Raw genomic sequence first — 26,868 nt, forward strand, 5'->3', positions numbered from 1 at the left:
CAATAACTGTCAAAACAAACTAGACGAAGCACGACATACTCAAAACATGAAAGCAATGTGAGTAAAATAAAATGAATGCTTTAGTTCAATATCAAGTCGATCCTGTGGTCAGAAGCAAACTCAATTTTAAATTAGATGAAGTTCCGCGCTTTTGGTTCGGTGGCGACCCATTTAAAACACGTATGTTTGATGCACTCAGCCTGACTTTTCCTGATGGCGAGCGTTATTTTATCGAATGTGTGCGCTTATTTCGCGACAAAATTACAGATCCCGACTTGCAAAAACGTGTTGCAGATTTTATTCGTCAAGAAGCACAACATGGTATTGCCCATGACAAAATGAATGAAGAAATGCGGAAACAAGGCATGCCACTTGATCAATTCATCAACTTTTTACAACGCCTGTTTAAATCTGAACTGAAAAATCGCTCTCCACAATACAATATTGCCATGACAGCAGCAGCGGAACATTTAACGGCATTGATGGCAGATACTTTTTATAGCCATAAATCAACCTTAAGCGATGCGCATCCCTATGTACGCGCATTATTTGCATGGCATGCAATTGAGGAAATGGAACATCGTGATGTGGCATTTGATGTCATGCAACAAGTCGGTGAAGTACCTGAATATTTAAGAAAATTTACCTTAGCTTTAACCACTGTTGCAATGATGGGCTTCACCACATATCGTGCTAATGTCATGTTGGCACATGATGGTTTTAGTCGCACCCAACGTCTAAAACTCGCACTCACAGGTATGCCATGGTTATTTGGTAAACAAGGTGTGTTTACTCGTATGCGTAAACCCTATATGGATTGGTACAAAAAGGATTTTCATCCAAGTCAGCATCCAATTATTGCGCAATATCACGTGTGGGTTGACACTTTAGCGCAAAGCAATGACCCTATTGCAGCTGGCGAAGCATTTTGGCAAGCGGCTTTATAAGCCACTTTTAAATAAAAGCCTGTATTTCAAAATACTTTCCCCGACATAAGCATGAATGTTCTCTTATGTCGTTTTTTATATGCAATTTTAAATTATTTGAAAAACTTAAAACAAGCCCGATCACCACTTGGCATAATGTTGCTCCAACATACCATACTCTTGATTTAAATAAATAATTCCACCTGTTTCAGTTGCAATTGTGCCGCTAATTTTAGATTGCCACTGACTAAACTGGCTACCAACTAAACGTAGATTTAAATTTTCAAAACGGCGCCAACCAATCAGCACTTCAAGCTTTAATTTTTCATCTAATGATCGAATCGTCCAATGTTGGTCGGATACTTTTTCAAATAGCACATCACTCAAAGGGTATAATACACCATTCACCCAAAGACAATTTTCATTGCCAAAACTTTCATTGACACCTGAAGCAAGATTTAAACCCACACGTTGACCTTGTTGATCCCAAAAATTGCAGGATAACCAAAACCATGCTGTTTCAGGACGCAAAAACCCACACGTATCATCCAAAGATGCGAAGCTTTTTTCATTGAAATATATCTTTTCATTCTGCTTATTGATGAAAAAACCTTCTACTCCCAAAGTCGTGAGCTTTTGTGTATAAGTCCAGCCATTAATTCCTGTCGGACTACATAAACTTAAAGGATCTGTAGCAGCGCAAAAAATACGTGCTTTGAGTTTTTCATCGCCATGTTTAGTGATATTGATATATCGCACACCATTGGCATGTTGCATCTCGATTTGAAAAGGCGATTTTTTAAATAAGCTTTGATTGTAAAGAGGTTGTTCATCAACCGATGTATGATGTCCTAAAATATTATTCGCATTCCACTCTAAAACGTCATCATTTGCATGATCATAGATATAAATAAAAGCATGTCCAGCCCACCCGATATCGACAATTGCAAAGCCGATACTGTAGTGTTCATGCTGAATACTACAAAATTTAAATTTCTTATATTTTAAATTTTTACGCCAACCTTTTAAGGTTTTTCCATAAGGGGTTTTATAAATATAACGATCAATATTAATAGAAGTGGGTAAAGTGGTGAAACGCCCATAACGAGGTAATCCATTCGCCTGTATTAAATCCATTTTTAACCCAATCCTTCGTTTTAAAAATTCTTAGACTTTAGTCTAGATTTTGATTATTACTCATTTTCTAGTCAATACACAATCTTTCTCAACATTTTATAGCGACATAGACACACAATAAAAAAAGCCTGACGAATCAGACTTTTTATTTCAATTTAAACTCTCAAATTGCATCTATTATTTTGGATCAGGTAAGGCATAAGCCACTAAAGCATCACCCATTTTCGTACCAAATGAGCCATGACCACCGGCCATGATCACCACATACTGTTTACCGTTTGACTCATAGGTCATTGGCGTTGCTTGCCCACCAGCAGGTAAGCGACCTTTCCACAACTCATCACCATTTGTCACATTGATCGCACGAATATAATTATCTTGCGTACCACCAACAAACATTAAGTTACCTGCTGTTGAAATTGAGCCACCGAGCATTGGCACACCCATTTTAAATGGTGGTAATGGAATACCCGGTAAACTGTCACGGATCGTACCAATACGGCGCTTCCATGCAATATCATGAGTTTTCAAATCTACACCCGCTACATAGCCCCAAGCAGGTTGTTTACATGGCAAACCAAATGGCGATAAAAATGGACTAATTTCAACGCCATAAGGCACACCATACATCGGCTGCACACCTGCTTCCGTACCCGCACCTTTTGCGGTTTGTTTACGTTTCGGGTCAGCAGGAATGAGTTTGGTCACAAATGGCAAACCAATCGGGTTCATGACTGCAATTTGACGGTCTGGGTTAACAGACATCCCGCCCCATTCAAATACCCCTAAGTTACCTGGGAATACGAGCGTCCCATTTTCAGAAGGTGGTGTGTAAATCCCTTCATAGTTCAGCTTATGGAATGACACACGACACATCAACTGGTCAAACATGGTAGCCCCCCACATTTGTTTGTCGGTTAATTTGTCTTTTGGCGCGAGGTCAAAATCAGAAAAAGGTTGCGTTGCTGAATAATGTTCCCCTTTGGTTTGTGGACCACGTTTAACAGTTTGTGGCACAGGTTTTTCAGTGATTGGAACAACTGCTTTACCTGTACGACGGTCTAAAACAAAAGCATTGCCTGTTTTGGTTAACACATAAATGGCAGGTACCGTTTGACCCGATTTGTCTTGAATATCTGCAAGTGTAGGTTGTGAGGGTACATCCATATCCCATAAATCATGATGGGTAGTTTGGAAGTTCCACACCAATTTACCTGTTGTTGCATTAATGGCTAACATTGAGTTTGCATAACGCTCATGCAATTTAGTACGGTTTCCACCCCAAATATCGGGCGTACCGACACCTGTAGGTACATAAACAATATCAAGTTTTGCATCGTATGCTAATGGTGCCCAAGCGTTTGGTGAATTTTGGACATATTTTTGACCTGGAGCTGGGATTTTATTTGGATCTTCTGCACCCGTATCAAACACCCAAAGCAATTCACCTGTATTCACGTCATAACCACGGATCACGCCTGATGGTTCTTCGGTAGAGTAATTATCTGTTGTTGAACCTGCGATGATAATCGTCGTTCCTGTGACCACAGGTGGAGAAGTCGGGATATAGCCACCCGGATATGGGAATGGCATATCTTTTTGTAGATCAACCTCACCATTATGACCGAAGTCTGTACATGGCTTACCTGTTGTCGCATTGATCGCAACTAAACGACCATCATTGACAGGTAAAATGACTTTTTGTGGACATTGTTCAGAAGTCGTTTTTTTCGCAGCCAAACTCGCTTCAAAACCGACGGTATTGTTGGCATCAAAATATGACACACCACGACAGGTCAAATGTTGGAAGGTATTGTCCGCTTTAAGCTTAGGATCAAACGTCCATTTTGCTTTGCCGGTTGCAGGGTCTAAAGCCACCAACTTTTGGTGCGTCGTACAAATGTACATATTGTCACCCACTTTAATTGGAGTGACCTGATTGGTGGTTTCACCTGAGTCATGGTCTGTTTTGAAATCACCTGTGTTGTATGTCCAAGCCACTTTGAGATCTTTCACATTGTCAGCATTAATTTGCGTCAAAGGTGAATAGCGTAAACCAGATTGGGTACGACCATATGCCGGCCAGTCACCCTCTGCAATACCTGCAATCGCTTGTGCAGTTGCAGGTTGTTGACTAGTTAAAGTGCCGCGGATTTCCTGTGGATCATTAAAAATAGAATAAATCATCACGGCAATGGTGATTGCCAATGAACCTGTTAATGCAACTTTTGCACCTTTGCTATTGGCAAAACCACGTGTTACTGCTGGAATGAGTAAGAATAGACCAAATAAGCCTAAAATATCTAACCGTGGTGCAAGCGCAAAGAAGTCAGAACCGACTTCCCACAAGCCCCAGACCACGGTACCTAACACTAAAACTGCATAAACAATTAAAGCGGAACTTTTTAATTTTTGTAATAAAATTGCGGTAATAAGGAAAAATAAACCTGCAATGATGTAGTACCAAGAACCACCGAGCACTGCAAGATAAATTCCTCCAATCAGTAGTACCAAACCAAAAATTGCAGCAATCACTGCCGCAATGGTTTTTAGCACTGATCCTGAAGACGGAGTACTCATATTGACGACCTCTATGCTTTGAATCTGTTAAATATGTTCCATATTTCTTTCTCAAGAATTATGGTGTTCATGGATAAATTTCTAGATTCTAAATACCAATAATGATCAAAAGAAAAATCAAATACTCATTACATCGTATTTGACCTATCCGTATTCACAATCTAAAAACTAGAATGCGGTTTGTAACTTAATGCCACCCACCCACGCATTTTCGCCGTTCTTATATGCCCCCACATGGCGGATATATTGCACATTCGGACGAATCGTCAGCCAGTTGGCTGCATGGATACCGTAATAAATCTCTGCATCGTATTCTTCATTTTGTGGACGTTCTTGATGATCATTGACATCATCATTGATACGAATTCGAGCAAGACCTACAGCAATTTCATCTTGAGGCCGTGCATCAAAAGCACCTTTATAGACCAAGCCAATATTTTGCATATTGCCGACCGTATTGGTGTCTGAGTCGTGCACAGTGACATTGACAAAACCAGTCAAACCACGATGTGGGTCATCTTGATGAGCGGTAAGTTGTTGCTTAGCAACCACCCACATCCCTTGTTTATGCGATGTTTGCTCAGGATGGTTAATATTTTGTGCATCGGCAGTGCTGTAGTAATAACCTGCTCGATATTCACCATCAAGTTTCTGTGTACCTACTTTCGGTGTCCACACCACTTCAGCAGGAATAATTGCACCATGCGAGCCATCTGTACTTAAGTTCCACCCTTTGCCTCGTTCAAGATTTTCAGGGTTATATTCATAGACCCCCACTTGTGCATAGAGGTCTGGCTGTAAGTTGTATTTGACCCGCGCCGCCCACTGACTCACGGGCCAGTTATACCATTGATCTCCAACCCAGTTGCCAACTTGAGAACCACAAAGTGCAAGGTTTTGGAAATCACAATCAAAGCTATTAAAATCTTCACCTTCGCCAAAACGACCGACTTTAATATCAAGTTTTTGATCTAAAAATTTCTTTTTAATCCAGAAATCAGTCAAACGCCATGTTTGTTCACGCCCCCACACTTCTTGGCTTGAACTTAAATGTCCTGCCAATGCATCAGAGTTTTGTGAAAGTGAGCGACCGTTGCGCTGTGTGACTGTGATTTGTGCTTCGGTATCTTGCCAACCTAAGATTTTTTCCAAATCAAGATGTGAACCAATGGCAAATTGATCTGCATATTCCGTACCGTGACTAGAGGCTTGTTTTGCATGCAACAAGGTTGCCATTTCCCCCGTATAGCCAAAGTTAAAATCATAACCTTGTTGCTGTAATTGTGTTCGTTTTCCATTCCAATCGCCAAACATCCATTGGCTATTTGCATCAAAAGCATCAGCTGCATAAGTAGATTGAAAAACACTATTTAAAGATAAAAGGCTCACAGCCCAATATAAACAATCACGCATTTTTTTCATATTCAGTGACCTTTATAACAAAACTGTAACTAATTATTCATAATACTCTCACATGAATACAAAGTGATAATGTTTTTAATAAAAAAACTACACATTAAAACAATAAATTATCATCAATTGAAAATAAAACAAAACAATCAAGAGATTAAATAGCCACAACACAACCTTGTAAAACCTTAAAAAACATCTACTTATTTTTATATACTCAAATATTGAACGAAAAAAGTAATCTCCTCGTGACCTTAAAGACTACTTGAATTTATTGGTTTACAAATCATCTAATTTGTTAACAAAATACCTGCTTTGTAATTTTATTTATCTGTACTCTGTTGAAATATACATCGCTTTACCATTGTCCTTCACCTAGTTCTTGACCAATATAATCATAACGCATCTGAGAACGAGAAAATTTAATTGGACAAGCAAGTTGGGGTTCTGCTTGTTCTGCATGGGCTTTTAGGGGGACGTTCACGACCCAATTTCTTTGCTGTGCCAATGGCGAGCTTAAAGCTTCATGTAAGCTCAATACAGGCTCTACACAAAAGTCCAACTGCCCAAAGATTTCATTCCATTCAGCCCATGTTTTACTGAGAATTTTTTCCTGAATCGCCTGTTTAACCGCTTGACGGTCTTCTGCATCAAAAGACGCACCTTTTTGCAAAATAATCGGTAATTCCAAAGTAGCTGCCAAACCATTCATAAACTGCGGCTCTAAGCTTCCCACTGAAAGATAACGACCGTCTTGAGTACGATAATAATCATAGAAAGTGCCACCATTCAGCTGCTCATTTTCAGCTTTTTGAGGCTGACCTCCTGCCAAACTTGCAGCTGCTGCCATATTATTCATACTGACCACACAATCAGTCATGGAAATATCAATATATTGTCCGTGACCACTGCTGTATCGCTCTGTCACTGCTGCTAAAATTCCAATGACCGCATGTAAAGACCCACCTGCGACATCAGCAATTTGAATCCCCATTGGAGGCGGCCCACTGTCTTGACGCCCACTATGCCCTGCAATACCCGACAAAGACACGTAGTTAATGTCATGACCCGCTTTATCTTTATAGGCACCTGTTTGCCCATACCCTGTGATTGAGCAATAGATCAACTTCGGGTTAATTTCCGCCAAAGTTGCATAGTCCAAACCTAAACGTTGCATCACTCCTGGGCGAAATTGTTCCACCACGATGTCAAAGTCAGAAATTTTTTGTTTGATCAATTCAATATTTTTTGGATCTTTCAGATCAAGTGCCACAGATTGTTTATTTCGGTTTAAATAACTGTGGGAAGTGGCTTGCCCATTGGCATACGGAGGAAACAAACGAACCAAGTCAGGACGTGTTGGTGATTCAATATGAATCACTTCTGCACCCATATCCGCAAGGTACATAGTGGCAAATGGTCCTGGTAATAATGTGGAAAAATCGAGTACTTTCAATCCTTTTAAAGCAGTTGTCATAATAGTTTTTACCAAATTTGGGTTGATTTATATCTCATATTAGAAATATAAAACTAACATAACAATGTCATGTTCAGCCATTTACCTTGATCATTTCGGCAATTTAAGATGTAAAAAGGCAATTCGCACTGTTGTAAATCGCCAATCCAACATTTTTTAGAGTGTATTAGGTCAATCGCTAGTGAACATCAAAGAATCAGAAGGATTTAACATGAGTCGTGATACGATCAGTATCCATTTCGTGAATGCAGCCCTCACAGGTGTTAAACGCCTAGGCATGGATGTCGAAACATTATTATCACATGTCGGAATTGAAGCAGAATTATTGCGTCAACCCAAAGCGAGAATTTCACCTGAGCAATACACTCGTTTTGTGAAAATGCTTTGGATGGTGACACAAGATGAACACGTCGGCTTTGATATTCAGCCACGACGCTTGGGTTCTTTCGCGATCATGTGTCAATTGATCATTCATGCCAAGACCTTAGGTGATGCTTTAGAGCTTTCTTCACAGTTTTATAAGCTATTTGGCGATGAATGGTCTGTTGCAGTTGAACGTGATAAACACGAAGCGCGTTTAGTTCCATTAATACCAAAAACGATGGATCCTGATCATTTTATTACTGAAAGTATGCTCATGATTTGGCATGGTTTGGCATCATGGCTCATTGAACGTCGTATTCCGTTAGAACGTGTACATTTTGGTTATCCGCGTCCAAATCATGCAGATGAATACGATGCGTTATTCTTTGCGCCAGTGATGCAATTTGACATGCCGCGCACTGAAATTACCTTTGCTGCGGATTATTTAGATCTGCCAATTCGTCAAGATGAAGCATCATTAGAAGAATTCTTAAAAGCTGCCCCTGCACAACTTTTGGTCAAATTCAAAAACACCAACTCGCTTACTTCACGTATTCGCGAAGTGTTAAAGAGCCAAATTGGTGAAGAAATGCCAACCTTAAATGATGTAGCGTCGATGTTGTATTTGTCACCGCAAACCTTACGTCGTCGTTTAGCGGCTGAAGGTAAAAGTTATCAAGGCGTGAAGGATGCTTTACGCCGTGATGCTGCCATTCATTTACTGTTAAATCCTGATTTAACTTTGGAAGATGTTGCTCAACAAGTTGGCTTTAGTGAAACCTCAACATTCCACCGTGCATTTAAGAAATGGACAGGTGTCACTCCTGGTTTATACCGTCAGTTGCATGGTTATCATTAATATAATAATATTTTCAAATAAAAGCCTGATATAAATCAGGTTTTTATTTCATTAAAAATTATTTCGATCTTTTTCACACAATAATGGATCTGCTTTAGAGATCACTCTTTTACCATTTTGAATGGTCATCATTTCTGCCTTGGTCACTTGAAAATTTTGATCATATTCACAGGCGAGACTGCTCTGCCCCTCATCAGAAGTATGAGTACCGTAGATCATCCAAACATAAAAAACCAATAATAAAAGCACGCCCAATAAGCTTATTGAAACAAGATATAAAATCCATTTCACAGAGACTTTAAAATTCATTCTTAAACTCATTCAAATCTCATCACATGTAATATTTTGAACAAAACAATTCACTTGCAGGATTAGAATACAATGTCTTACAAGGTTCATTGTATATTTTTTCTTTGAATTCAATTGACCAAAACTATCAATTGACTTTCCCGTTCTCGTCATTGCACTATCAAGCTTATAAAGTACACTCAAAACACATAACAATTTTAGAAGTCATAAAAAGGAATAGCTATGAGCGAGGCTTATATCATTGATGCCATTCGCACACCACGCGGAAAAGGAAAGAAAGATGGTTCACTCTACAGTGTGAAACCCATTACGTTGCTCACAACATTACTCAATGAATTAAAAGACCGTCACCATCTAGATACTTCAAAAGTAGATGATATCGTACTGGGATGCGTTACCCCAATCGCTGACCAAGGCGGTGATATTGCTAAAACTGCCGCAATTGCCGCAGGTTGGGACAATGATGTCGCAGGTGTGCAGATCAACCGTTTCTGTGCATCAGGTCTTGAAGCGGTCAACATGGCAGCACAAAAAGTCCGTTCAGGCTGGGAAGATGTGGTTGTTGCAGGTGGTGTCGAGTCTATGTCTCGTATTCCAATGGGTTCCGATGGCGGACCTTGGGCACTTGATCCTGAAACCAACCTAAAGTCTAAATTTGTGCCACAAGGCATTGGTGCAGACTTGATCGCGACTTTAGATGGCTATAGTCGTACAGATGTTGATGAATTTGCGGCAAACTCACAGCGCAAAGCGGCTGCGGCACAAGCGGCGGGTCATTTTGATAAGTCTATTGTGGCTGTAAAAGATAAAGCGGGGGTGGTGATCTTAGATAAAGACGAATTTATCAAACCAACCACCACTGCTGAAGGCTTGGCAAAACTCAATCCAAGCTTTGAAATGATGGGCAGCATGGGCTTTGATGCGGTCGCATTACAGCAATATCCTGAAGCACAAAAAATCAATCACGTACATCATGCAGGAAACTCATCAGGTATTGTCGATGGTGCTGCGGTTGTGCTTCTTGCTTCTGAAAAAGCAGTCAAAGAACAAGGCTTAAAACCACGTGCCAAAGTTTTGGCGACTGCGCTCGTGGGAACAGATCCAACCATTATGTTGACTGGTCCTGCACCTGCTGCACGTAAAGCATTGGCAAAAGCTGGCTTAAGTATTGATGATATCGATTTGTTTGAAGTGAATGAAGCATTTGCATCGGTAGTCATGCGCTTTATGAATGAGCTGAATGTTCCTGCTGAAAAAGTCAATGTGAATGGTGGTGCAATTGCTATGGGGCATCCATTGGGTGCAACAGGTGCAATGATCTTGGGTACATTGCTTGATGAACTTGAACGTCAAGGCAAAAAACGTGGTTTAGCAACATTGTGTGTGGGTGGTGGCATGGGTATTGCGACCATTATTGAGTTGGTATAAGGAGAATAAGAATGAGCGCAATTCAATACGAAAAAAATGCGGACGGCATTGTTATTCTGACTTTAGACTCTCCGAATCAATCTGCAAACACCATGAATGCTGACTTTCAAAAAGCACTCACTGAAACAGTTGAAAAATTAAAAGCTGAATCAGGCATTACAGGCATCATTTTCCGTTCTGCGAAAAAAACCTTTTTTGCGGGCGGTGATTTGGATGATTTAATTCAAGCACGCCCTGAAGATGCCAAAGAATTCATGGCTGTGGTTGAACTGATGAAAAAAGAACTACGTTACATCGAAACTTTAGGTGTACCTGTGGTTGCAGCACTCAATGGCACAGCGCTTGGCGGGGGTTGGGAAATCGCGCTTGGCTGTCACGCCCGTATTGCCTTGAATGATCCGAAGTCTAAGTTTGGTCTGCCGGAAGTGACTTTAGGTTTACTCCCAGGCGGTGGCGGCATCGTGCGTATGGTACGCCTGTTAGGTCTACAAAATGCATTCCCATTCCTAATGGAAGGCAAACAATTTGGTGTCGATAAAGCCAAATCTTTAGGTCTGATTCATGACACTGCGGACTCACTTGATGAGTTGCTGGAAAAATCCATCGCATGGGTCAAAGCCAATCCAAAATCACAACAACCATTTGATGTAAAAGGCTATAAAATCCCAGGTGGTGATCCTAAAACCCCAGCAGTGGCACAGATTCTTGCGATTGCCCCTGCAATGCTGCGTGACAAAACCAAAGGTTGCTACCCTGCGCCTGAAGCGATCATGGCAGCAGCGGTTGAAGGTGCTCAGGTCGATGTTGATACAGCGCTCACCATCGAATCACGTTATTTCACTTACCTTGCAACAGGTCAAGTGGCGAAAAACATGATCGGTACGTTTTGGCATGGTCTAAATGCTATTAAAGCAGGTGCGAGCCGTCCGAAAGATGTCGCAAAATGGCAAGCGACTAAAGTCGGTGTATTGGGTGCAGGGATGATGGGGGCAGGTATTGCTTACTCAACGGCGACCAAAGGCATTGCTGTAGTACTCAAAGACGTTTCTGTTGAAAATGCAGAAAAAGGCAAAGCATATAGCCAAAAACTTTTGGACAAAAAAGTTTCACAAGGCCGTATGACTGCTGAGAAACGTGACCAAGTCTTAAGCCTAATCACTGCAACTGCTGATGCAGCCGATCTACAAGGCTGTGATTTGATCATTGAAGCTGTTTTTGAAAATCAAGAACTTAAAGCTAAAGTCACCCAAGAAGCGGAAGCTTTCCTCGCGGATAGTGGTATATTTGCTTCAAATACCTCGACATTGCCAATTACAGGTCTAGCAAAAGCGTCTAAAGACGATAAAAACTTTATCGGTTTACACTTCTTTAGCCCAGTCGACAAAATGCAATTGGTTGAAATCATCAAAGGGAAAAATACCTCTGCTGAAACATTGGCCAAAGCCTACGATTACGTTCAGCAAATTGGCAAAACGCCAATCGTGGTCAATGACAGCCGTGGTTTCTTCACTAGCCGAGTCTTCGGTACATTTGTCAATGAAGGTCTACGCTTACTTGCTGAAGGTGTGCATCCTGCACGTATTGAAATGGCAGCACTTAAAGCAGGTATGCCTGTTGGTCCACTCGCCATTCAAGATGAAGTTGCATTGACGTTATCTGAACATGTCACCAATGAAACCCGTAAGGCACTCCAAGCGGCAGGCAAAGACTTGCCACACTCTCCTTCTGAAGATGTCTTGAAAACCATGATCCATGAGTTTAACCGTAAAGGTAAAGCGGCAGGTGCAGGTTTCTATGATTATCCAGAAGGCGGTAAAAAACATCTTTGGGAGGGTTTAAGCCATTGGAAAAAAGACGTTGATATTTCTGAACAAGAAATGATTGACCGTATTTTGTTTGTTCAGTCACTCGATACTTTACGTTGCTACGAAGAAAACGTATTGGAGTCAGTAGTCGATGCCAACATCGGTTCGATTTTCGGCATCGGTTTTGCGCCATGGACTGGTGGTGCAATTCAGTTCTTAAATCAATACGGTTTAGACAAAGCCTTAGCTCGTGCCAATGAACTTGAAGCCAAATATGGCGAACGTTTTAAAGCACCACAAATGCTCAAAGACAAAGCTGCAAGTGGTAAAATTGACTGATATTTAACACCATCGATTTAGAGAAATAGAGGCAAATGTGCCTCTTTTCTTTGCTCTAAATATTTAATTTGTACTTTATATAACCATAATTTTATTAAGACTTTTACATGAAAAATATCGGAGATTAAACTTTTTTGTGTTATAACATTACATAGATTCTCATTTTTTCAATTTGGAATACTCCCATGTCAAATGCTGTTGAGTCTCAAAAAGTAGCTGATGAAAAAAAAGGTTGGAAAGGGCTTTTAGTTGCTTTTATTTTAAGTGTGCTGTTTCTTGTAATTTTTTATCTTGCCATACAAAATGAGCCTGATTATATGCCAAGTAAGCAGCAAGAAACCAATCAAACTTCTTTTAAAAGCGCACCTGTAATGTCTCAAGAAGCTTTGGCAAATGCTGAACAAAAAAATCAAACAGCAAGTTCACACCACATGTCTGATGCTGAAATGAAGAATATGCAGCATGATGAAACAAGTGAACATCACACACATGAATAATCATTAACACTTAGGTTTTATATCAATTTTAGATATAAAACCTTTTGATTGTATTTTCTGAATAATCTCCCACAAATTTGCATAGTCATTTAAATTTGCATCGGCATCTGCTGAAACAATCTTGGCGTCAGGATTGAAAAAAATGCTTTTCATTCCCACTGCATTCGCACCTCGAATATCTGCATTTTCATTATCACCAATAAAAATACACTGTTCTGCTTGTACTTTGAGTTTTTCACATGCCAAGTGAAAAATTGCCGCATCAGGTTTACGCAAAGCAACTGCTTCAGACACCAACACTGTCGAAAAAAATTCTGCTAATCCTAAAGCCTGAAAATTATGTTCTTGAAATGGCGATTGACCATTTGAAATTAAACCTAAGAGATACCCTGCTTGATGTAGTTTTAAAATAACACTGTCCACATCTGCGAAGCTGCAACAAAATTTATTAAAATCTTGTATATAAGATCGTAATAGCAACTGTTCGGTATATGTTTTAATGGCAAATTCTTGTATTAATTTCCGATAAACCACATCCTTCCAGACCGTACCATTTGCATCCAATTGTATAAATTTTTCAATAAACTCAGACTTTTTTGCCTGTGGGACAAGCTGAAAAAAATTAACTTGCCAATTAATAAACTGCCTGAGCGAGTACGTTCGATCCAATAAAGTCTGGTCTAAATCAAAAAGAATGGCTTTTATCACGGCTATTCTCCTTGTTCATATTTGAAAAACAGATTCGAATTTTTGCATAGTGTGTCAATTTTAAAACTTATCATCAAGTCATCAAAAACATATCAACATGGGGAATTCCGCAATCTAAATAACGTTCACCTTTGACTTGAAAACCTAATTTTTCGTAAAAACCAATCGCATGAACCTGTGCAGATAGTTTTAGAAAAGCACGCTGTTCTGTCGCTGCAACCATAATAATATACTGCATCAACTGCTGCCCTATGCCCTGTCCTCGGTAATTTTTGAGCACAGCAACGCGCCCAATGCTGTTATTTTTAAGCAATCGTGCAGTGGCAATGGCTTGTTGTTGATCATACATCACGAAATGTAGAGAGGTGTCATCTTCAGTATCCCATTCATCATGTTCAGCAATATTTTGTTCTTGGATAAAAACATCCGTACGAACCATTTTCGCCTCAGTGGCTAAAAGTACCCAAGAACCACTACGAATGACATAATCTGACATCAACTCTCCACTATTTCATGATTAAATTTTTAAATAAAAGATGCATTGAGTCACACATCTTTTTCATCCCATTAACATTTACAACCAATCCCTTGTTGGTCCCATTGGTCATTCAGTAAAAGTTCTAAGGACTGTTGTTGAATACCATACATCTGTTTTAATGCCGCAATCTGTGCCAAAACATCCTTATCGGGCGCAGTAAATTTTTTACGTTTGGTTGCTAAAATCATTTTATTTTTACTGGTGTGTTCCAAAGCCACAAATTCAAAGACTTTGGTGTCATAGCCATAAGCATTGAGCAATAATGCACGAATGGTATCCGTCAACATTTCCGCTTGTTGCCCTGCATGAATGCCAAATTGCAACATCGGTGCAAGTACTTTCGGACTTTTTAACTGAGGACGTAATTCTTTATGACAACAAGGTGCGCACATGATCATCTGTGCATTTAAACGAATGCCAGTATGAATGGCAAAGTCAGTTGCAACATCACAGGCATGTAACGCAATCATGACATCTAGTTTTTTAGGTGCATAAGTACGTACATCACCTTGGAAAAAATCCAAATGTTGGAAATTTGCCTCAGTCGCAACTTTTTGACAAAACTCGACCATTTTAGGATTAAGTTCAACGCCTGTAACCTGAGGAATAAACTGATTTTTTGCTAAATAATCATAGAGTGCAAAGGTTAAATAACCTTTACCTAAGCCGAAGTCGACCACTTGTAAGGCTTGATCTTGATGATCAATTTTATCCAAAGCACCTGCAAAAATTTCAACAAATTTATTAATCTGTTTCCATTTTCGTGCCATGCTCGGAATAATTTGTGCTTTGCTGTCGGTAATGCCTAAAGGCTGTAAAAAATAGCTGTCCTGATCGACATAACGATGCTTTGATCGGTCATGTTGTTGTTCCTGTTGCTTCACTTGCGGTGTAACTTTACTATAAGTTAATAAGGCTTTTTTCTTATTTTTTTTCAGTTGAATTTCTTGTTCAGTACTAAATAGGTTCGCCTGTTTGCATTGTGAAAATAGTTCTTGAATGACCGTAAAACTTTCATCTATTGCATAATTTTTCGTGACATCTTGGGTTTTATAACGATATAGACAACTCATCATTGACTGATCTTGTAATGAAATAATACGAAAAGTCATTTTTTCAAGCTGCGCTAACTCACCTTTATATTGACTCAAAATTAAACGTTCAAAACTTTGTGTTTCAATGGCTTGCTGTACAGCATTGATAAATTTTTGTTCCTGCTCAGACATCAAAGCCACGTGTGACATAGTACAAACTCATATAGATACAAGTTGTCATTTTAAATGTTCTTACTTTAAAGGTAAAACTCCATTACTATACAGATGTATTTTTAAAAAAATGATACGTATGAATGCAAATTTGATTCAGACCTATGCACCACAAGAAGAACGTATTAATGCCATTAGCCATGCGATTGGCGCTGTCTGTGCTGCCATTGCAACTATTTTTATGCTCATCAAAGGCAGTTATTTACCTGCATGGCAATTTTTAGGCTTGTTGGTCTATGGTCTCAGCATGGTATTGCTATTTTCTAGTTCTGCGATTTACCATTTTTCTGTCGATGAGACAAAGCGTCAATGGTATAAAAAACTCGATCATACGGCGATTTATTATTTGATTGCAGGAACCTATACCCCTTTTCTTGCAATCGCTATTCCGACAGCTAAAGCCCATTACCTTTTAATTGCACTTTGGGTTATTGCAGCCATTGGTACACTCTTCAAGTTATTTTTCATTCATCGTTTTCAGAAAATTTCGCTCATTGCTTATTTGGCAATGGGATGGCTCGCTGTACTGGTGATGGATGATATGCAACGCTTTTTAAATAGCGGCGCACTCAAATTATTGGTCATTGGTGGGCTTGCTTATACGATTGGTGCATTGTTTTATGCCTTAAAAAGAGTAAGATACACCCATGCCATTTGGCATATTTTTGTTTTGATCGGGGCAGGATCACATTTCTTTGCCATCTATCTTTACGTCATTTAATCCTTAAATATTCATATATCAGTGACCCTGATCGAGTAAATTTGGATTAATCTCGTTGTTTTTTTAAGAAATTACGCCTTTTTTAAAAAGATTACGCTTTAGAAAACTAGTTTTTACTTTTAAAAGTGTAAGGTTCACCATGGCGTCATCTAATACGACTCTGACTGACGAAGTTCAGACAAATTCAAAAACTCGTGTACTCTTTGCCAGCCTCGTAGGCACAACAATCGAGTTTTTTGACTTTTATATTTATGCAACTGCGGCAGTCATCATCTTCCCTCATTTGTTCTTCCCTGCAAGTACAGATCCGACCACAGCAACGATTCAGTCTCTTGCGACTTTCGCCATTGCCTTTATTGCACGTCCAATTGGTGCGGCTTTATTTGGACATTTAGGCGACCGTATTGGTCGTAAAGCAACATTAGTTGCAGCCCTCCTGACCATGGGTATTTCAACCGTCTGTATCGGTTTACTGCCAACCTATCATCAAATTGGAATCATGGCACCGTTACTCCTCGCACTTTGTCGTTTAGGACAAGGGCTTGGCCTTGGCGGTGAATGGTCAGGTGCAGTACTACTTGCTACTGAAAATGCCCCTGAAGGTAAACGTGCATGGTACGGTATGTTCCCTCAACTCGGCGCACCGATTGGTTTTATTCTTGCAACAGGCTCATTCTTAACCCTTGGTGCTTTCATGTCTGAAGCTGAGTTTATGCAATGGGGTTGGCGTATTCCATTTATTGCCAGTGCTGCATTGGTAATCGTCGGTCTTTGGATTCGCTTGAAGTTACATGAAACACCTGCCTTCCAAAAAGTGTTAAATAAACAAAAAGAAGTGAACATTCCATTTAAAGAAGTGTTAACTAAACACTGGGGAATGCTCATTCTTGGTACAATCGCTGCGATTTGTACCTTTGTTGTGTTCTACTTAACGACAGTATTTGCTTTAAACTGGGGTACGACTAAACTCGGTTATTCTCGTGCAGAATTCCTAGAACTTCAATTACTTGCAACACTTTGCTTTGCTGCTTTCATTCCTCTTTCTGCAGTATTGGCAGAAAAATTTGGTCGTAAGGCAACGTCTATTGGTGTATGTGTTGTTTCTGCATTATTTGGTTTAGTGTTTTCAAGCATGTTGGAATCTGGTAATACCTTTGTCGTATTTCTCTTCTTATGTACGGGTCTTGCCATCATGGGTTTAACCTATGGTCCAATTGGTACGGTACTGTCTGAAATTTTCCCCACTTCAGTACGTTACACAGGTTCAGCTTTGACTTTTAACCTTGCAGGTATTTTTGGTGCATCTTTTGCCCCATTAATTGCAACGAAACTAGCAACAACCTATGGTTTATATGCGGTGGGTTATTATTTAACGGCCGCATCGATTCTTTCACTGCTTGCTTTCTTAGCAATTCGTGAAACAAAAAATGATGACGTAAATAACCAAATCTAATCGCGTTACTCCAAATAAAAAGCTTGCAACTATGCAGGCTTTTTATTTACTTTAATTTTTTTCAACTAAGATCATGAATAACAAATAAGATAAAAAACACTCAATGCTGAATAAAATAAAAAATAACTTAGCTTTTAAATGATCTATTTAAGTCAACACCGAACGTCCTAACTTTCATGTTGTTGCTGCTTTTTAGTCTTTACACAACAAAATATTCTGCGACAAATTTCGGAGGATAATCCTGATCCAAACATTCTCTGCTAAAACTTTAGATATTAACTCAACTCAATAATATCAATGGTTGGCGGCACACAAAAACGAAAAGGCACGCCCACCATCCCCGTACCAACACTGACAAACACAGCTGCATTTTCATGCTGATACAAACCTCTTTTATGCCCCAAAATCGATACTTTTTTCATGATATAACTGGTCAGCCAAGGTAATTGCACCTGTCCCCCATGCGTATGCCCTGCTAGCATTAAAGGACGTGTGGGTAACTTGGGCACCATATCAACCGTATCAGGGTTATGTGACAAAATCAGCCAAGGTTTATCTTGTGGTAATAACGGCATACTGCGCATATCGGTTTTACCTGCCCACAAATCCCCTACCCCAATCAAACGAAAATCGTCAAACTCAACCATCTGCCCTTCAATATCAATGACATTATTCACCTGTAAAGCATGGGCTAATAAATCTTGAATCGGTGGGCCAGGATATTGCTCATCATGATTACCATTGACTGAATAAATAGGGGCTTGAATCTCTTTCAAAACAGCCAATTCTTCAGCGAGTTTATTTTCAGGCTCATACGTCCAATCACCTGCAACTACGACAATATCAGGCTGCTCTGCATTAATTTTTTTAACAATAATTTTGAGTTGACGCTCATGTCCTGAAAATAAACCAATATGTAAGTCTGCAATCAATGCCACTTTAAAAGGTCGTTGAAAAGCCTGATCAGGACTTAATTTATAATGTTGATAATCAACACGAACCAAATGTGGTTCAATAAAACGTGCATAAATCAATAAACTCGATAACAAGAAAACAAAAATACTTTCATGCAATGAGAAATATTCAACCCAACCTGCATACAAACTAAAAAAGAACAACGGAAATAATAAATAAGATAGGTAGAATGCGAGCAAATGGACGAAAGATTTAAAGGGATGAATCGTTTCGGTACGTGATTGACTAATCCAAGCCTGTGCCACCCCCCAAATTGCAACCAAGGCAAAGCAGAGGAAAAAGTAAAAAATGATTGAATCTGTCATCCACATACTGAATCTCAAAAAGGCGACTAACGCCGATTAACTTTATTTATCTTTTCAACATTGGCAATTATACTCTAGCTCTGTGAATTCTTAGATTAAATTATGACGCAAACCACAAATCCGATACGACAAAAGTACCAACAGCATCACAAACTTAAGATTTTTAATACAAAAATGGTGCTACTTTCTGCCATTATCGTATGTGGTTTGCCTGCGTGTAATACCCTACCTACACAGCAACACCCCATCACTCCCGTTTATGCTAAAGACACGCCGACAGATCAAACGACTTTGGCACAACTCATTAACCCTTTAAAAGCACAAAATCCTGATCTCACAGGTTTTCATGTTTTATACGACCCTTTTGATGCGATTGCCGCACGTATTCATCTGATTGATAAAGCTGAAAAAACTTTAGATTTACAATATTATATTTGGGACAATGACAAGATCGGTTCATTGGCACTGTATAAAATCATTCAAGCTGCGGATCGGGGAGTCAAAGTTCGCTTATTGGTCGATGATAATAACGCACAAAACATGGAAGCGATTTATTTAGCACTCGACCAACACTCTAATATTGATGTCAAACTGTTTAACCCCTACCGCTTTCGTTCATTTCGCCCACTTGACATGGTGATCGATTTAAAACGTATCAATCGCCGTATGCACAATAAAACCTTTACTGCCGACCAACAAATTAGTTTGATTGGTGGACGAAATATGAGTAACCAATATTACAATATCAGCGACAATTATCAGTTCTCTGATGTTGATGTCATGTTGGTCGGTAAAGCGGTTGAAGATATTAATCACTCTTTTGATGAATATTGGAACCACGAATATGCTTTTCCTGTGCGTGACATTGTTAGCCACAAAAAATATACCTTGCGTTATGAAGGACTCAAACAACAACTGACCCAACATTATGAAGAAATCACCACGCAAAATTATATGAACCTCAGTTCACATTCTCATGATTTTGACAATTGGTTAAATCACCACATTCAGCTCGATTGGGTCAAAGCAGAAGTCATTAAAGATGCTCCTGACAAAATTAAATCTAAAGCAAAAAAAGAAGAACATCTCAACTTTCAAATGCTGACGCATTTAGAAAAACCTGAACAAAGTGTAGATCTTGTTTCTGCTTATTTCGTGCCACAAAAAGAAGGTGAAGAGCGCCTGATTGAATTGGCACAAAAAGGCGTACAAGTTCGTGTACTCACCAATTCATTTAAAGCCAATGATGTTGCTTTAGTCCATGCATTCTATGCAAAATATCGAGAAAACTTACTGAAAAATGGTGTGGAGTTATATGAGTTTTTACCTGCAATTCCTGAACAAGAACTCGATGAAAATATTAAAAAGCTCTCCAAAGAAACCAAAGTGAGTTTAAAAGGTTTAAGTCGTTCTAGCCTACACGCCAAACTCATGGCATTAGATGATAAACAAGTCTTTATTGGTTCTTTTAATTTTGATCCACGCTCTGCCAATCTAAATACTGAAATTGGCGTGATTTTAAATAGTCCATCCTTAGCACAGGCTGTACATTCAACCATGGATAAAAACCTGACTAAATATGCCTATAAATTGGTGCTGAACTCGCAACAAAAAATTCACTGGGTTCGTACCACACCGACCGAAATTCGGACCATTCGTAAAGAACCAAAAATGAAATGGTGGCAAAAAGCAGGTGTGAAAATTATTTCATGGTTGCCAATTGAAGGCTTCATGTAAAAATAAAAGATGTACTAAAAAAATCTGATTGAGCGATCAATCAGATTTTTTAATCGCATGCGCTAAAAGCTAACCCAACACTTCTTTTTGCAACTGAGCCAAACCTTCTTGCATCTTTTCCTGAACCAATTTCGTCAAGGTTTCCACCGTATGCCCTTCCGTAGAAATCAACGGTAACGCACGTAAATGTGCGGTCACTTTTGGCATTTCTAATACAGCTTGAACATTATCGATAAATGTTTCTTCGCCAATAAAGGGCACAACTGTGTCTAATTGACCTTGTTGATTTACATAACAAATCACACAAGCTTGCACAGGTTTTTGCGCTTCAATCGCTGCGCCCAAAATACGTCCATGCACTTTCTTTACTCGTGTACCATCTGTTGTGGTCGCTTCAGGGAAAAATAACACAGGCACATTTTGACTTAAAAATTTTGCGATCTGTTCACGAATACGAATCGAATCGCCTGAACCACGCTTAATAAAGAGTGTGCCGCCCCCTTTTGCCAAAGTGCCCAAAATCGGCCAATTTTCAATTTCAGCCTTTGCCAAAAAGAACACCCGTGCACCTGAGCCTAAAACGGCGATATCTAACCATGAAATATGATTACTTACCCATAAAGCAGGCTCGCGTGGAATTGTCCCATGCACATGAACATCGACATTAAAAACCTCGGCAAGACGGCGACAGAAATACTGCACATAACGTGTATTATTCGAATTATTGGGATCTTTATAGAGTTGATGGCGAAAAACCAAATAGAAACCTTCTGAGACAACTGCTGTGCCTTTGATGAGTTTTTTGCTATATAAAAAAGTTTTCGAAAATAGATTTAATTTCTTAGTTGCGTCTGACGGTAAGGTCATATTTGTCTGTTGTTGCGGCATAGTTGCTCACTAAAATCAGTATTAATCAAATTCATTTGTACGTATTGTATACCACATATACAAGAAGTTGCATTGATCATATAAACACAACAATTAGATAACTTAAGCTCATTTTTATCTACACCTGTTTATTCTAAAATTCAACCATTAAGTGATCAAAAAGAAGGCATAAAAAGCAAATGCAACTCAGTAAAAATAGCACTATTTCACAGCATCTTGACCTCAAATTTTCATTTAGAAAACTACTGGGTTATGTTGTTTTATATTGTGGCAGTTTGGTTCTACTCTCTAAAATTTTTATTGCACTTCTTTGACAATAACTGCATTTTTTATCAGAAATTACTTTAGAATGGATTGAAATCAATCTATTTGAGAGTCTAAATATCTGTGGAATATGCAAATCGAACACCAATCAATGAACGAACAATCTTAGTCAGTGTCGCCGTACAAATTTTAGATGATATCGATCATGAGGAATTTCGATTATTAGCCAAATCCGCAGGTGCAGAAATTTTAGAACATTTGCATGTGCAACGCATTAAACCTGACCCTAAGTTCTTTATCGGCTCAGGCAAAGCTGAAGAAATTGCAGTACAAGTTGAAGCTTTAGACATTGAATTGGTCATTTTTGATCATGCCCTTTCCCCTGCACAAGAACGTAATTTAGAAAATATTTTAAAATGTCGTGTGATTGACCGCACAGGTCTAATCTTAGATATTTTTGCACAACGTGCCCGTACCCATGAAGGCAAACTCCAAGTTGAATTGGCTCAGCTTGATCACCTTTCATCTCGCCTTGTTCGCCGTCACAGTAACCTCGACAGTCAAAAAGGGGGGATCGGGCTGCGTGGTCCAGGTGAAACGATTTTAGAAACAGATCGCCGTTTATTACGTATTCGTATGGATCAACTCAAAGATCGTTTAGAAAAAGTGCGTAAAACACGTAGCCAAGGACGAGCAGCACGACAAAAAGCAGCTATTCCAACCGTGTCTTTGGTCGGCTATACCAATGCAGGAAAATCGACATTATTCAATATTCTAGCAAATAGCGATGTCTATGCTGCAGACCAATTATTTGCCACCCTTGACCCGACACTCCGACGCTTAGATTGGGATGGCATCGGGACATTAGTCCTTGCTGATACCGTAGGTTTTGTCCGTAATCTTGCTCATGCCCTCGTTGAATCTTTTAAAGCGACCCTCGAAGAAACCTTACAAGCCAGTCTACTGCTGCATGTGATTGATTCGAGTAGCCCTGATATGCTTGAGCAAATTGAGGCGGTAGAAATTGTACTCAAAGAAATTGGCGTCGATGTCCCTATTTTAAAAGTGTATAACAAAATTGACCAATCGGGTGAAGATGCCAAAATCATTTATGCGCGACCTCACCAACCTGACCGAGTGTATGTCTCTGCACATACAGGACAAGGTTTAGACTTACTGCGTAAAGCGGTACAAGAATGTTTAATGGGACAGCTCCAAAATTTTCACCTTGTCCTGAAACCTGAATATGGCAAATTACGTAATCAACTTTATGCCCTGAATGTAATTCAATCTGAAAATTACGATGAAAATGGTCAATTACTTTTAGAAGTAAATATTGCACCCTATAAACTTGAACAACTCATTAAACAAGCACATTTACCAATCGATCAAATTTTAGGTGATAAAGCACAACAGTTTGCAAGACCTTTAGAAGAATTTGAAATTAAGCGCTGAATGAGTTAAAACGTGAAAGATAAATTAAGTTGATTAAAAAATAGCATGGACTTGTTCAAAAATATAGATTGGCTCGCATGGATCGCCACCATCGCCCTGATCATTTTCTTTCGAGAAGCCTCAGTGTGGATCATGAGGCAATTTAATCATCCTGAACTCGGCAACCTCACAGGCTTACTGAGTCTTTTACTGATTCTCATCATTTGGCGTCGATTTAAAAAAATTCCATCTCGCTTAGTTGACACCAACAACAAACTCATGAAGGAAAGTGGTTTTGCTTTTCTACCCATTTGTGCAGGTTCATTACTGATGCTTGTGAGCATGGGCAAAGAAATCCCTTTATTTTTATTAGTCATGTTTGTCAGTACCCTTATTCCACTTTGGGTCTATGCAAAAATGGCAAAAAAATGGTTATAAGGAGATGACAATGCTCAGTATTTTAACAGGATTTTTGATTACGCTTACCGCATATTTGGCAGCTAAACCAATCAACAAAAAATTTCCACAAGTCCCTTTATTGGTCATTGCCATGTTCTTTGTCATTGGTATTTTAATGATCTTTAAAATTCCGTATGAACAATATAATACCCAAATGAATGGGATTTTCAGTCATCTGTTAGGTTATGTCACTGTTGCGCTTGCCATCCCTTTAGCAGCCATGCGTTATGATGACTTACCGATTAAATCTGTCGTAGGCATTTTGGTTTTTGCGAGTATCAGTGCTGTGGCTTTACCTATGGGTTTAGCGTATTTACTCCACATGTCTGAACCCACCATCATGGCATTTGCAACACGTGCAGTGACCACCCCTATTGCCATTAATATTGCTACACTTCTACATTCACCTGTGTCCATGGTAATTTTGATTGTGATTTTATCTGGGGTGATTGGGGCTGCATTTTCCTCAATTATCCTTCGCAATATCAATGATGAGCGTGCATCTGGCTTAGCACTCGGCTTGGCTGCACACGCGATTGGAACAGCGCAAGCTTGGCAACGTGGCGCAGTTGCTGGTCGATATGCTGCCTTTGGTATGGCAGTGAATGCAGTCTTCACTGCCATTTGGCTACCTAGTTTTATCTTATTTATTCAATAATGAATAATTCATTTAAAAGAGATTGTTTCTATACAATCTCTTTTTTTACGTTCGTTTTCATTTTTATAAATTAACAAAAAATGTCACTTTTGATAAAATATTGTGAAATAAATCATATTTTTTAAATAGTAATTGCTCAATATTTAATAAATATGGCAAACTCACCCTATAAATTGTGTCTTTATTCAACAATTGAAAATACAATGTAAAAGAGAAAAATATCATGAAAAATACAGTAAATTGGATTGCAGCGTGTCTTCTAACTTGTCTAAGTAGCACAATTTTTGCACAAGATATTACAGGGTCTTGGCAAAGCATTGACGATAAAACAGGCTCGCCTAAAGGCATTGTAGAAATTAAAAAAGATCAAAATGGCACATATTACGGCATCATTACCAAAGTGACGCCACGTGTCGGTTATCAACCTAAAGAAATATGCGTCAACTGCCCTGCACCCTATACCAACAAGCCTATTTTGGGTCTGAAAGCAATTACCAACTTAAAACGTATCAATGACTATGAATATGAAAATGGCAAAATTTTAGATCCAAACAGTGGTCGTTTATACAGCCTAAAAGCAAAGCTTTCACAAAATGGAAGTAAGTTGAATATTCGTGGCTATTATGGCTTTTCGACCATTGGACGTAGTCAAACATGGATACGTATAAATTAATCTTGCAGGTTCTATCAAGCAGCAAAAGTAGTTAAACATTATTTTTTAAATCCATATAAACAAGGATATTTATATGGATCGTTTACTTTCATATTATTCAACTCAAAATAATAGTGACTACCTTTTATATCAATTCTTCATCCTATATTCATTTCGTACTTTCATTGGCAACTTCAATATATTTTAGTGTACTTTCAACACTTGAAATATACACAAAAAATTGCTGAAATATCGTGGGATATTTACATCAATGAATTTTTATATCAAGGAAAGTAAGATGAAAATTCAAATAAAAATTGCTGCACTATTAATCGGACTTTGCACCCACTCTAGCCTCTTTGCACAGGATATTACAGGCATATGGCAACAAATTGATGATCAGTCAGGTGAAGCCAAAGCACAAATTGCATTTAAAAAAGACAGTACTGGTGCTTATACGGGAACGATTATTAAAATTACACCTCGACCTGGTTATACACCAAAAGAATTATGTGTGAACTGTCCTGCACCCTATACCAATAAACCTGTATTAGGTTTAAACCTCATTACAGGGTTAAAACATATTCAAGACAAAGATTATGATCAGGGTAAAATCATTGATCCTTTAACAGGAAAAGTATATCGCCTAAAAGCCAAATTAAACCAAACTGGTAAAATGTTACGCTTAAGAGGTTACTTAGGAACATCTATTTTAGGACGTAGTCAAACTTGGGTACGTGTTGAATAATCATACTTAAAAATAAAATGAAGCCATCTCAAAAGATGGCTTCATTTTTTCATTTTGATCTGATTAATTGTGGTTAAAACATTGGATTATCAACTTTAAAGCTTTGTTTATCTTCCAAACGATAAGCAATTAATTGATGCCCCCAAACACAACCACCATCTACATTTTGAATCTGTTTCTGATTGGGTTGACTGATGGTTTTACCTTGTAATGCAGCCCAATGCCCAAAAATGATTTGATGTGTTTGCGCAGCCTTTGACGCATAGTCAAACCAAGGTTGAAAACCTTTAGGCATCGGCTCATCCAAAGCATCTTTAAAACTAAACTCTAAACGTCCTTGTACGTCAGTTAAACGCATACGAGTCAAATAATTGGTGATACAACGTAGGCGAGCTTGACCTTGTAAATCCTCTGACCAGACATCAGGTTCAGCGCCATACATCTCTTGTAAGAACGCATCTAAAACAGCAAAATCCTCATGCGAAATTACCGCCTCAACTTCTTTGGCATATTGAGCTGTTTGAGCTGCATCCCAAATATGTGGAATTCCTGCATGAGTTAAAATGGTCTGATCATTCGGAAATAAACACAAAGGTTGTCGTCGTAACCATTCAATCAACTCATCACTTTCAAGCGCATGAATCACATCGTCAATACGATCTTTTTCTTTGAGTTTTTTAATGCCACGTGCGACAGCCAAAAGATTTAGATCATGATTTCCCAATACTGTTGCAGCTGCACCACGCTCACACAATTTCTTGATAAAACGAATCGCACCCACTGAGTTTTCACCACGTGCAATCAGATCACCTGCGAACCAAATAAAATCTTGATCTGAATCAAATTGGATTTCTTTTAGCAACATTTTCAAAGCTTCAAAACAGCCTTGTACATCACCAATCACATAGTTATATCGAATTGCACGGGTCATCA

General features: G+C 38.9%; 23 protein-coding genes and 1 pseudogene. 13 read left to right on the forward strand and 11 right to left on the reverse strand.

Annotation, left to right across the window (positions count from 1 at the left end):
* Positions 1 to 71 precede the first annotated feature (71 nt).
* Positions 72 to 947 (forward strand): metal-dependent hydrolase, encoded by an 876-nt coding sequence (locus tag G0028_RS15250; protein ID WP_180045641.1) that lies wholly within the window; start codon positions 72 to 74, stop codon positions 945 to 947.
* Between the two features lie 120 nt (positions 948 to 1,067).
* Here the strand turns inward: G0028_RS15250 and G0028_RS15255 are convergent, their stop codons facing one another.
* From G0028_RS15255 to G0028_RS15270, 4 genes are all read right to left on the reverse strand, one after another.
* Positions 1,068 to 2,063 (reverse strand): DUF2804 domain-containing protein, encoded by a 996-nt coding sequence (locus tag G0028_RS15255; RefSeq protein ID WP_130075023.1) that lies wholly within the window; start codon positions 2,061 to 2,063, stop codon positions 1,068 to 1,070.
* Between the two features lie 177 nt (positions 2,064 to 2,240).
* Positions 2,241 to 4,643, reverse strand: a complete 2,403-nt coding sequence (locus G0028_RS15260; protein ID WP_180045640.1) for a glucose/quinate/shikimate family membrane-bound PQQ-dependent dehydrogenase — start codon at positions 4,641 to 4,643, stop codon at positions 2,241 to 2,243.
* 168 nt (positions 4,644 to 4,811) lie between these two features.
* On the reverse strand, positions 4,812 to 6,056 hold the full coding sequence (locus tag G0028_RS15265; RefSeq protein WP_373687879.1) for a carbohydrate porin: 1,245 nt from the start codon (positions 6,054 to 6,056) through the stop codon (positions 4,812 to 4,814).
* A 355-nt stretch (positions 6,057 to 6,411) separates the two neighbouring features.
* Positions 6,412 to 7,530: a CaiB/BaiF CoA transferase family protein gene (locus G0028_RS15270; protein ID WP_180045638.1), complete on the reverse strand. Its 1,119-nt coding sequence runs from the start codon at positions 7,528 to 7,530 to the stop codon at positions 6,412 to 6,414.
* A gap of 211 nt (positions 7,531 to 7,741) precedes the next feature.
* On the opposite strand from G0028_RS15270, the gene G0028_RS15275 reads away from it, so the two are divergent.
* Positions 7,742 to 8,752: an AraC family transcriptional regulator gene (locus tag G0028_RS15275; RefSeq protein ID WP_130075019.1), complete on the forward strand. Its 1,011-nt coding sequence runs from the start codon at positions 7,742 to 7,744 to the stop codon at positions 8,750 to 8,752.
* Between the two features lie 51 nt (positions 8,753 to 8,803).
* Here the strand turns inward: G0028_RS15275 and G0028_RS15280 are convergent, their stop codons facing one another.
* Positions 8,804 to 9,061 (reverse strand): hypothetical protein, encoded by a 258-nt coding sequence (locus G0028_RS15280; RefSeq protein WP_180045637.1) that lies wholly within the window; start codon positions 9,059 to 9,061, stop codon positions 8,804 to 8,806.
* Between the two features lie 222 nt (positions 9,062 to 9,283).
* On the opposite strand from G0028_RS15280, the gene G0028_RS15285 reads away from it, so the two are divergent.
* The 3 genes and pseudogenes from G0028_RS15285 to G0028_RS21405 all read left to right on the forward strand — a co-directional run.
* A complete protein-coding gene (locus G0028_RS15285) occupies positions 9,284 to 10,489 on the forward strand; it encodes an acetyl-CoA C-acetyltransferase (RefSeq protein WP_130075017.1) in 1,206 nt (401 codons plus the stop codon).
* Positions 10,490 to 10,500: 11 nt separating this feature from the next.
* Positions 10,501 to 12,633, forward strand: coding sequence for a 3-hydroxyacyl-CoA dehydrogenase NAD-binding domain-containing protein (locus G0028_RS15290; RefSeq protein ID WP_174493664.1), 2,133 nt, complete (start codon positions 10,501 to 10,503; stop codon positions 12,631 to 12,633).
* Between the two features lie 185 nt (positions 12,634 to 12,818).
* Positions 12,819 to 12,963: pseudogene (locus G0028_RS21405) on the forward strand (hypothetical protein); the annotation flags it as partial.
* Positions 12,964 to 13,133: 170 nt separating this feature from the next.
* Here the strand turns inward: G0028_RS21405 and G0028_RS15300 are convergent.
* The 3 genes from G0028_RS15300 to G0028_RS15310 form a co-directional block, all read right to left on the reverse strand.
* Complete coding sequence (locus G0028_RS15300) at positions 13,134 to 13,838, reverse strand: HAD family hydrolase (protein WP_373687877.1); 705 nt, start codon at positions 13,836 to 13,838, stop codon at positions 13,134 to 13,136.
* Between the two features lie 73 nt (positions 13,839 to 13,911).
* Positions 13,912 to 14,334 carry a GNAT family N-acetyltransferase gene (locus tag G0028_RS15305; RefSeq protein WP_180045636.1) on the reverse strand — a complete coding sequence of 141 codons (423 nt, stop codon included), beginning with the start codon at positions 14,332 to 14,334 and terminating at the stop codon, positions 13,912 to 13,914.
* Positions 14,335 to 14,405: 71 nt separating this feature from the next.
* Positions 14,406 to 15,620, reverse strand: a complete 1,215-nt coding sequence (locus tag G0028_RS15310; protein WP_180045635.1) for a class I SAM-dependent methyltransferase — start codon at positions 15,618 to 15,620, stop codon at positions 14,406 to 14,408.
* Between the two features lie 100 nt (positions 15,621 to 15,720).
* Here G0028_RS15310 and trhA point away from each other — a divergent pair, with 100 nt between their 5' ends.
* Both trhA and G0028_RS15320 read left to right on the forward strand, forming a co-directional pair.
* Complete coding sequence (gene trhA, locus G0028_RS15315) at positions 15,721 to 16,362, forward strand: PAQR family membrane homeostasis protein TrhA (protein ID WP_180045634.1); 642 nt, start codon at positions 15,721 to 15,723, stop codon at positions 16,360 to 16,362.
* Between the two features lie 139 nt (positions 16,363 to 16,501).
* Positions 16,502 to 17,815 (forward strand): MFS transporter, encoded by a 1,314-nt coding sequence (locus tag G0028_RS15320; RefSeq protein WP_130075010.1) that lies wholly within the window; start codon positions 16,502 to 16,504, stop codon positions 17,813 to 17,815.
* 275 nt (positions 17,816 to 18,090) lie between these two features.
* On the opposite strand, the gene G0028_RS15325 is transcribed toward G0028_RS15320, so the two are convergent.
* Positions 18,091 to 19,101, reverse strand: a complete 1,011-nt coding sequence (locus tag G0028_RS15325; RefSeq protein ID WP_130075009.1) for a metallophosphoesterase — start codon at positions 19,099 to 19,101, stop codon at positions 18,091 to 18,093.
* Positions 19,102 to 19,197: 96 nt separating this feature from the next.
* Here G0028_RS15325 and G0028_RS15330 point away from each other — a divergent pair, with 96 nt between their 5' ends.
* Positions 19,198 to 20,832: a phospholipase D family protein gene (locus G0028_RS15330; protein WP_180045633.1), complete on the forward strand. Its 1,635-nt coding sequence runs from the start codon at positions 19,198 to 19,200 to the stop codon at positions 20,830 to 20,832.
* 69 nt (positions 20,833 to 20,901) lie between these two features.
* Here the strand turns inward: G0028_RS15330 and G0028_RS15335 are convergent, their stop codons facing one another.
* Positions 20,902 to 21,699, reverse strand: a complete 798-nt coding sequence (locus tag G0028_RS15335) for a lysophospholipid acyltransferase family protein (protein ID WP_130075041.1) — start codon at positions 21,697 to 21,699, stop codon at positions 20,902 to 20,904.
* Between the two features lie 408 nt (positions 21,700 to 22,107).
* Here G0028_RS15335 and hflX point away from each other — a divergent pair, with 408 nt between their 5' ends.
* The 5 genes from hflX (at position 22,108) to G0028_RS15360 (ending at position 25,935) form a co-directional block, all read left to right on the forward strand.
* Positions 22,108 to 23,439, forward strand: coding sequence for a ribosome rescue GTPase HflX (gene hflX / locus G0028_RS15340; RefSeq protein ID WP_180045632.1), 1,332 nt, complete (start codon positions 22,108 to 22,110; stop codon positions 23,437 to 23,439).
* 45 nt (positions 23,440 to 23,484) lie between these two features.
* Entirely contained in the window at positions 23,485 to 23,856 is a 372-nt protein-coding gene (locus G0028_RS15345; RefSeq protein ID WP_174493668.1) for a hypothetical protein, read from the forward strand.
* A 10-nt stretch (positions 23,857 to 23,866) separates the two neighbouring features.
* A complete protein-coding gene (locus G0028_RS15350) occupies positions 23,867 to 24,535 on the forward strand; it encodes an LrgB family protein (protein WP_180045631.1) in 669 nt (222 codons plus the stop codon).
* 223 nt (positions 24,536 to 24,758) lie between these two features.
* Positions 24,759 to 25,208, forward strand: a complete 450-nt coding sequence (locus G0028_RS15355; RefSeq protein ID WP_130075004.1) for a DUF2147 domain-containing protein — start codon at positions 24,759 to 24,761, stop codon at positions 25,206 to 25,208.
* A 277-nt stretch (positions 25,209 to 25,485) separates the two neighbouring features.
* Positions 25,486 to 25,935: a DUF2147 domain-containing protein gene (locus G0028_RS15360; RefSeq protein WP_180045630.1), complete on the forward strand. Its 450-nt coding sequence runs from the start codon at positions 25,486 to 25,488 to the stop codon at positions 25,933 to 25,935.
* A gap of 73 nt (positions 25,936 to 26,008) precedes the next feature.
* Here G0028_RS15360 and G0028_RS15365 read toward each other — a convergent pair whose 3' ends face one another.
* Positions 26,009 to 26,866: a symmetrical bis(5'-nucleosyl)-tetraphosphatase gene (locus G0028_RS15365; RefSeq protein WP_180045629.1), complete on the reverse strand. Its 858-nt coding sequence runs from the start codon at positions 26,864 to 26,866 to the stop codon at positions 26,009 to 26,011.
* Positions 26,867 to 26,868 lie beyond the last annotated feature (2 nt).

The organism is Acinetobacter piscicola, from assembly GCF_015218165.1.
Lineage (GTDB): Bacteria > Pseudomonadota > Gammaproteobacteria > Pseudomonadales > Moraxellaceae > Acinetobacter > Acinetobacter piscicola_A.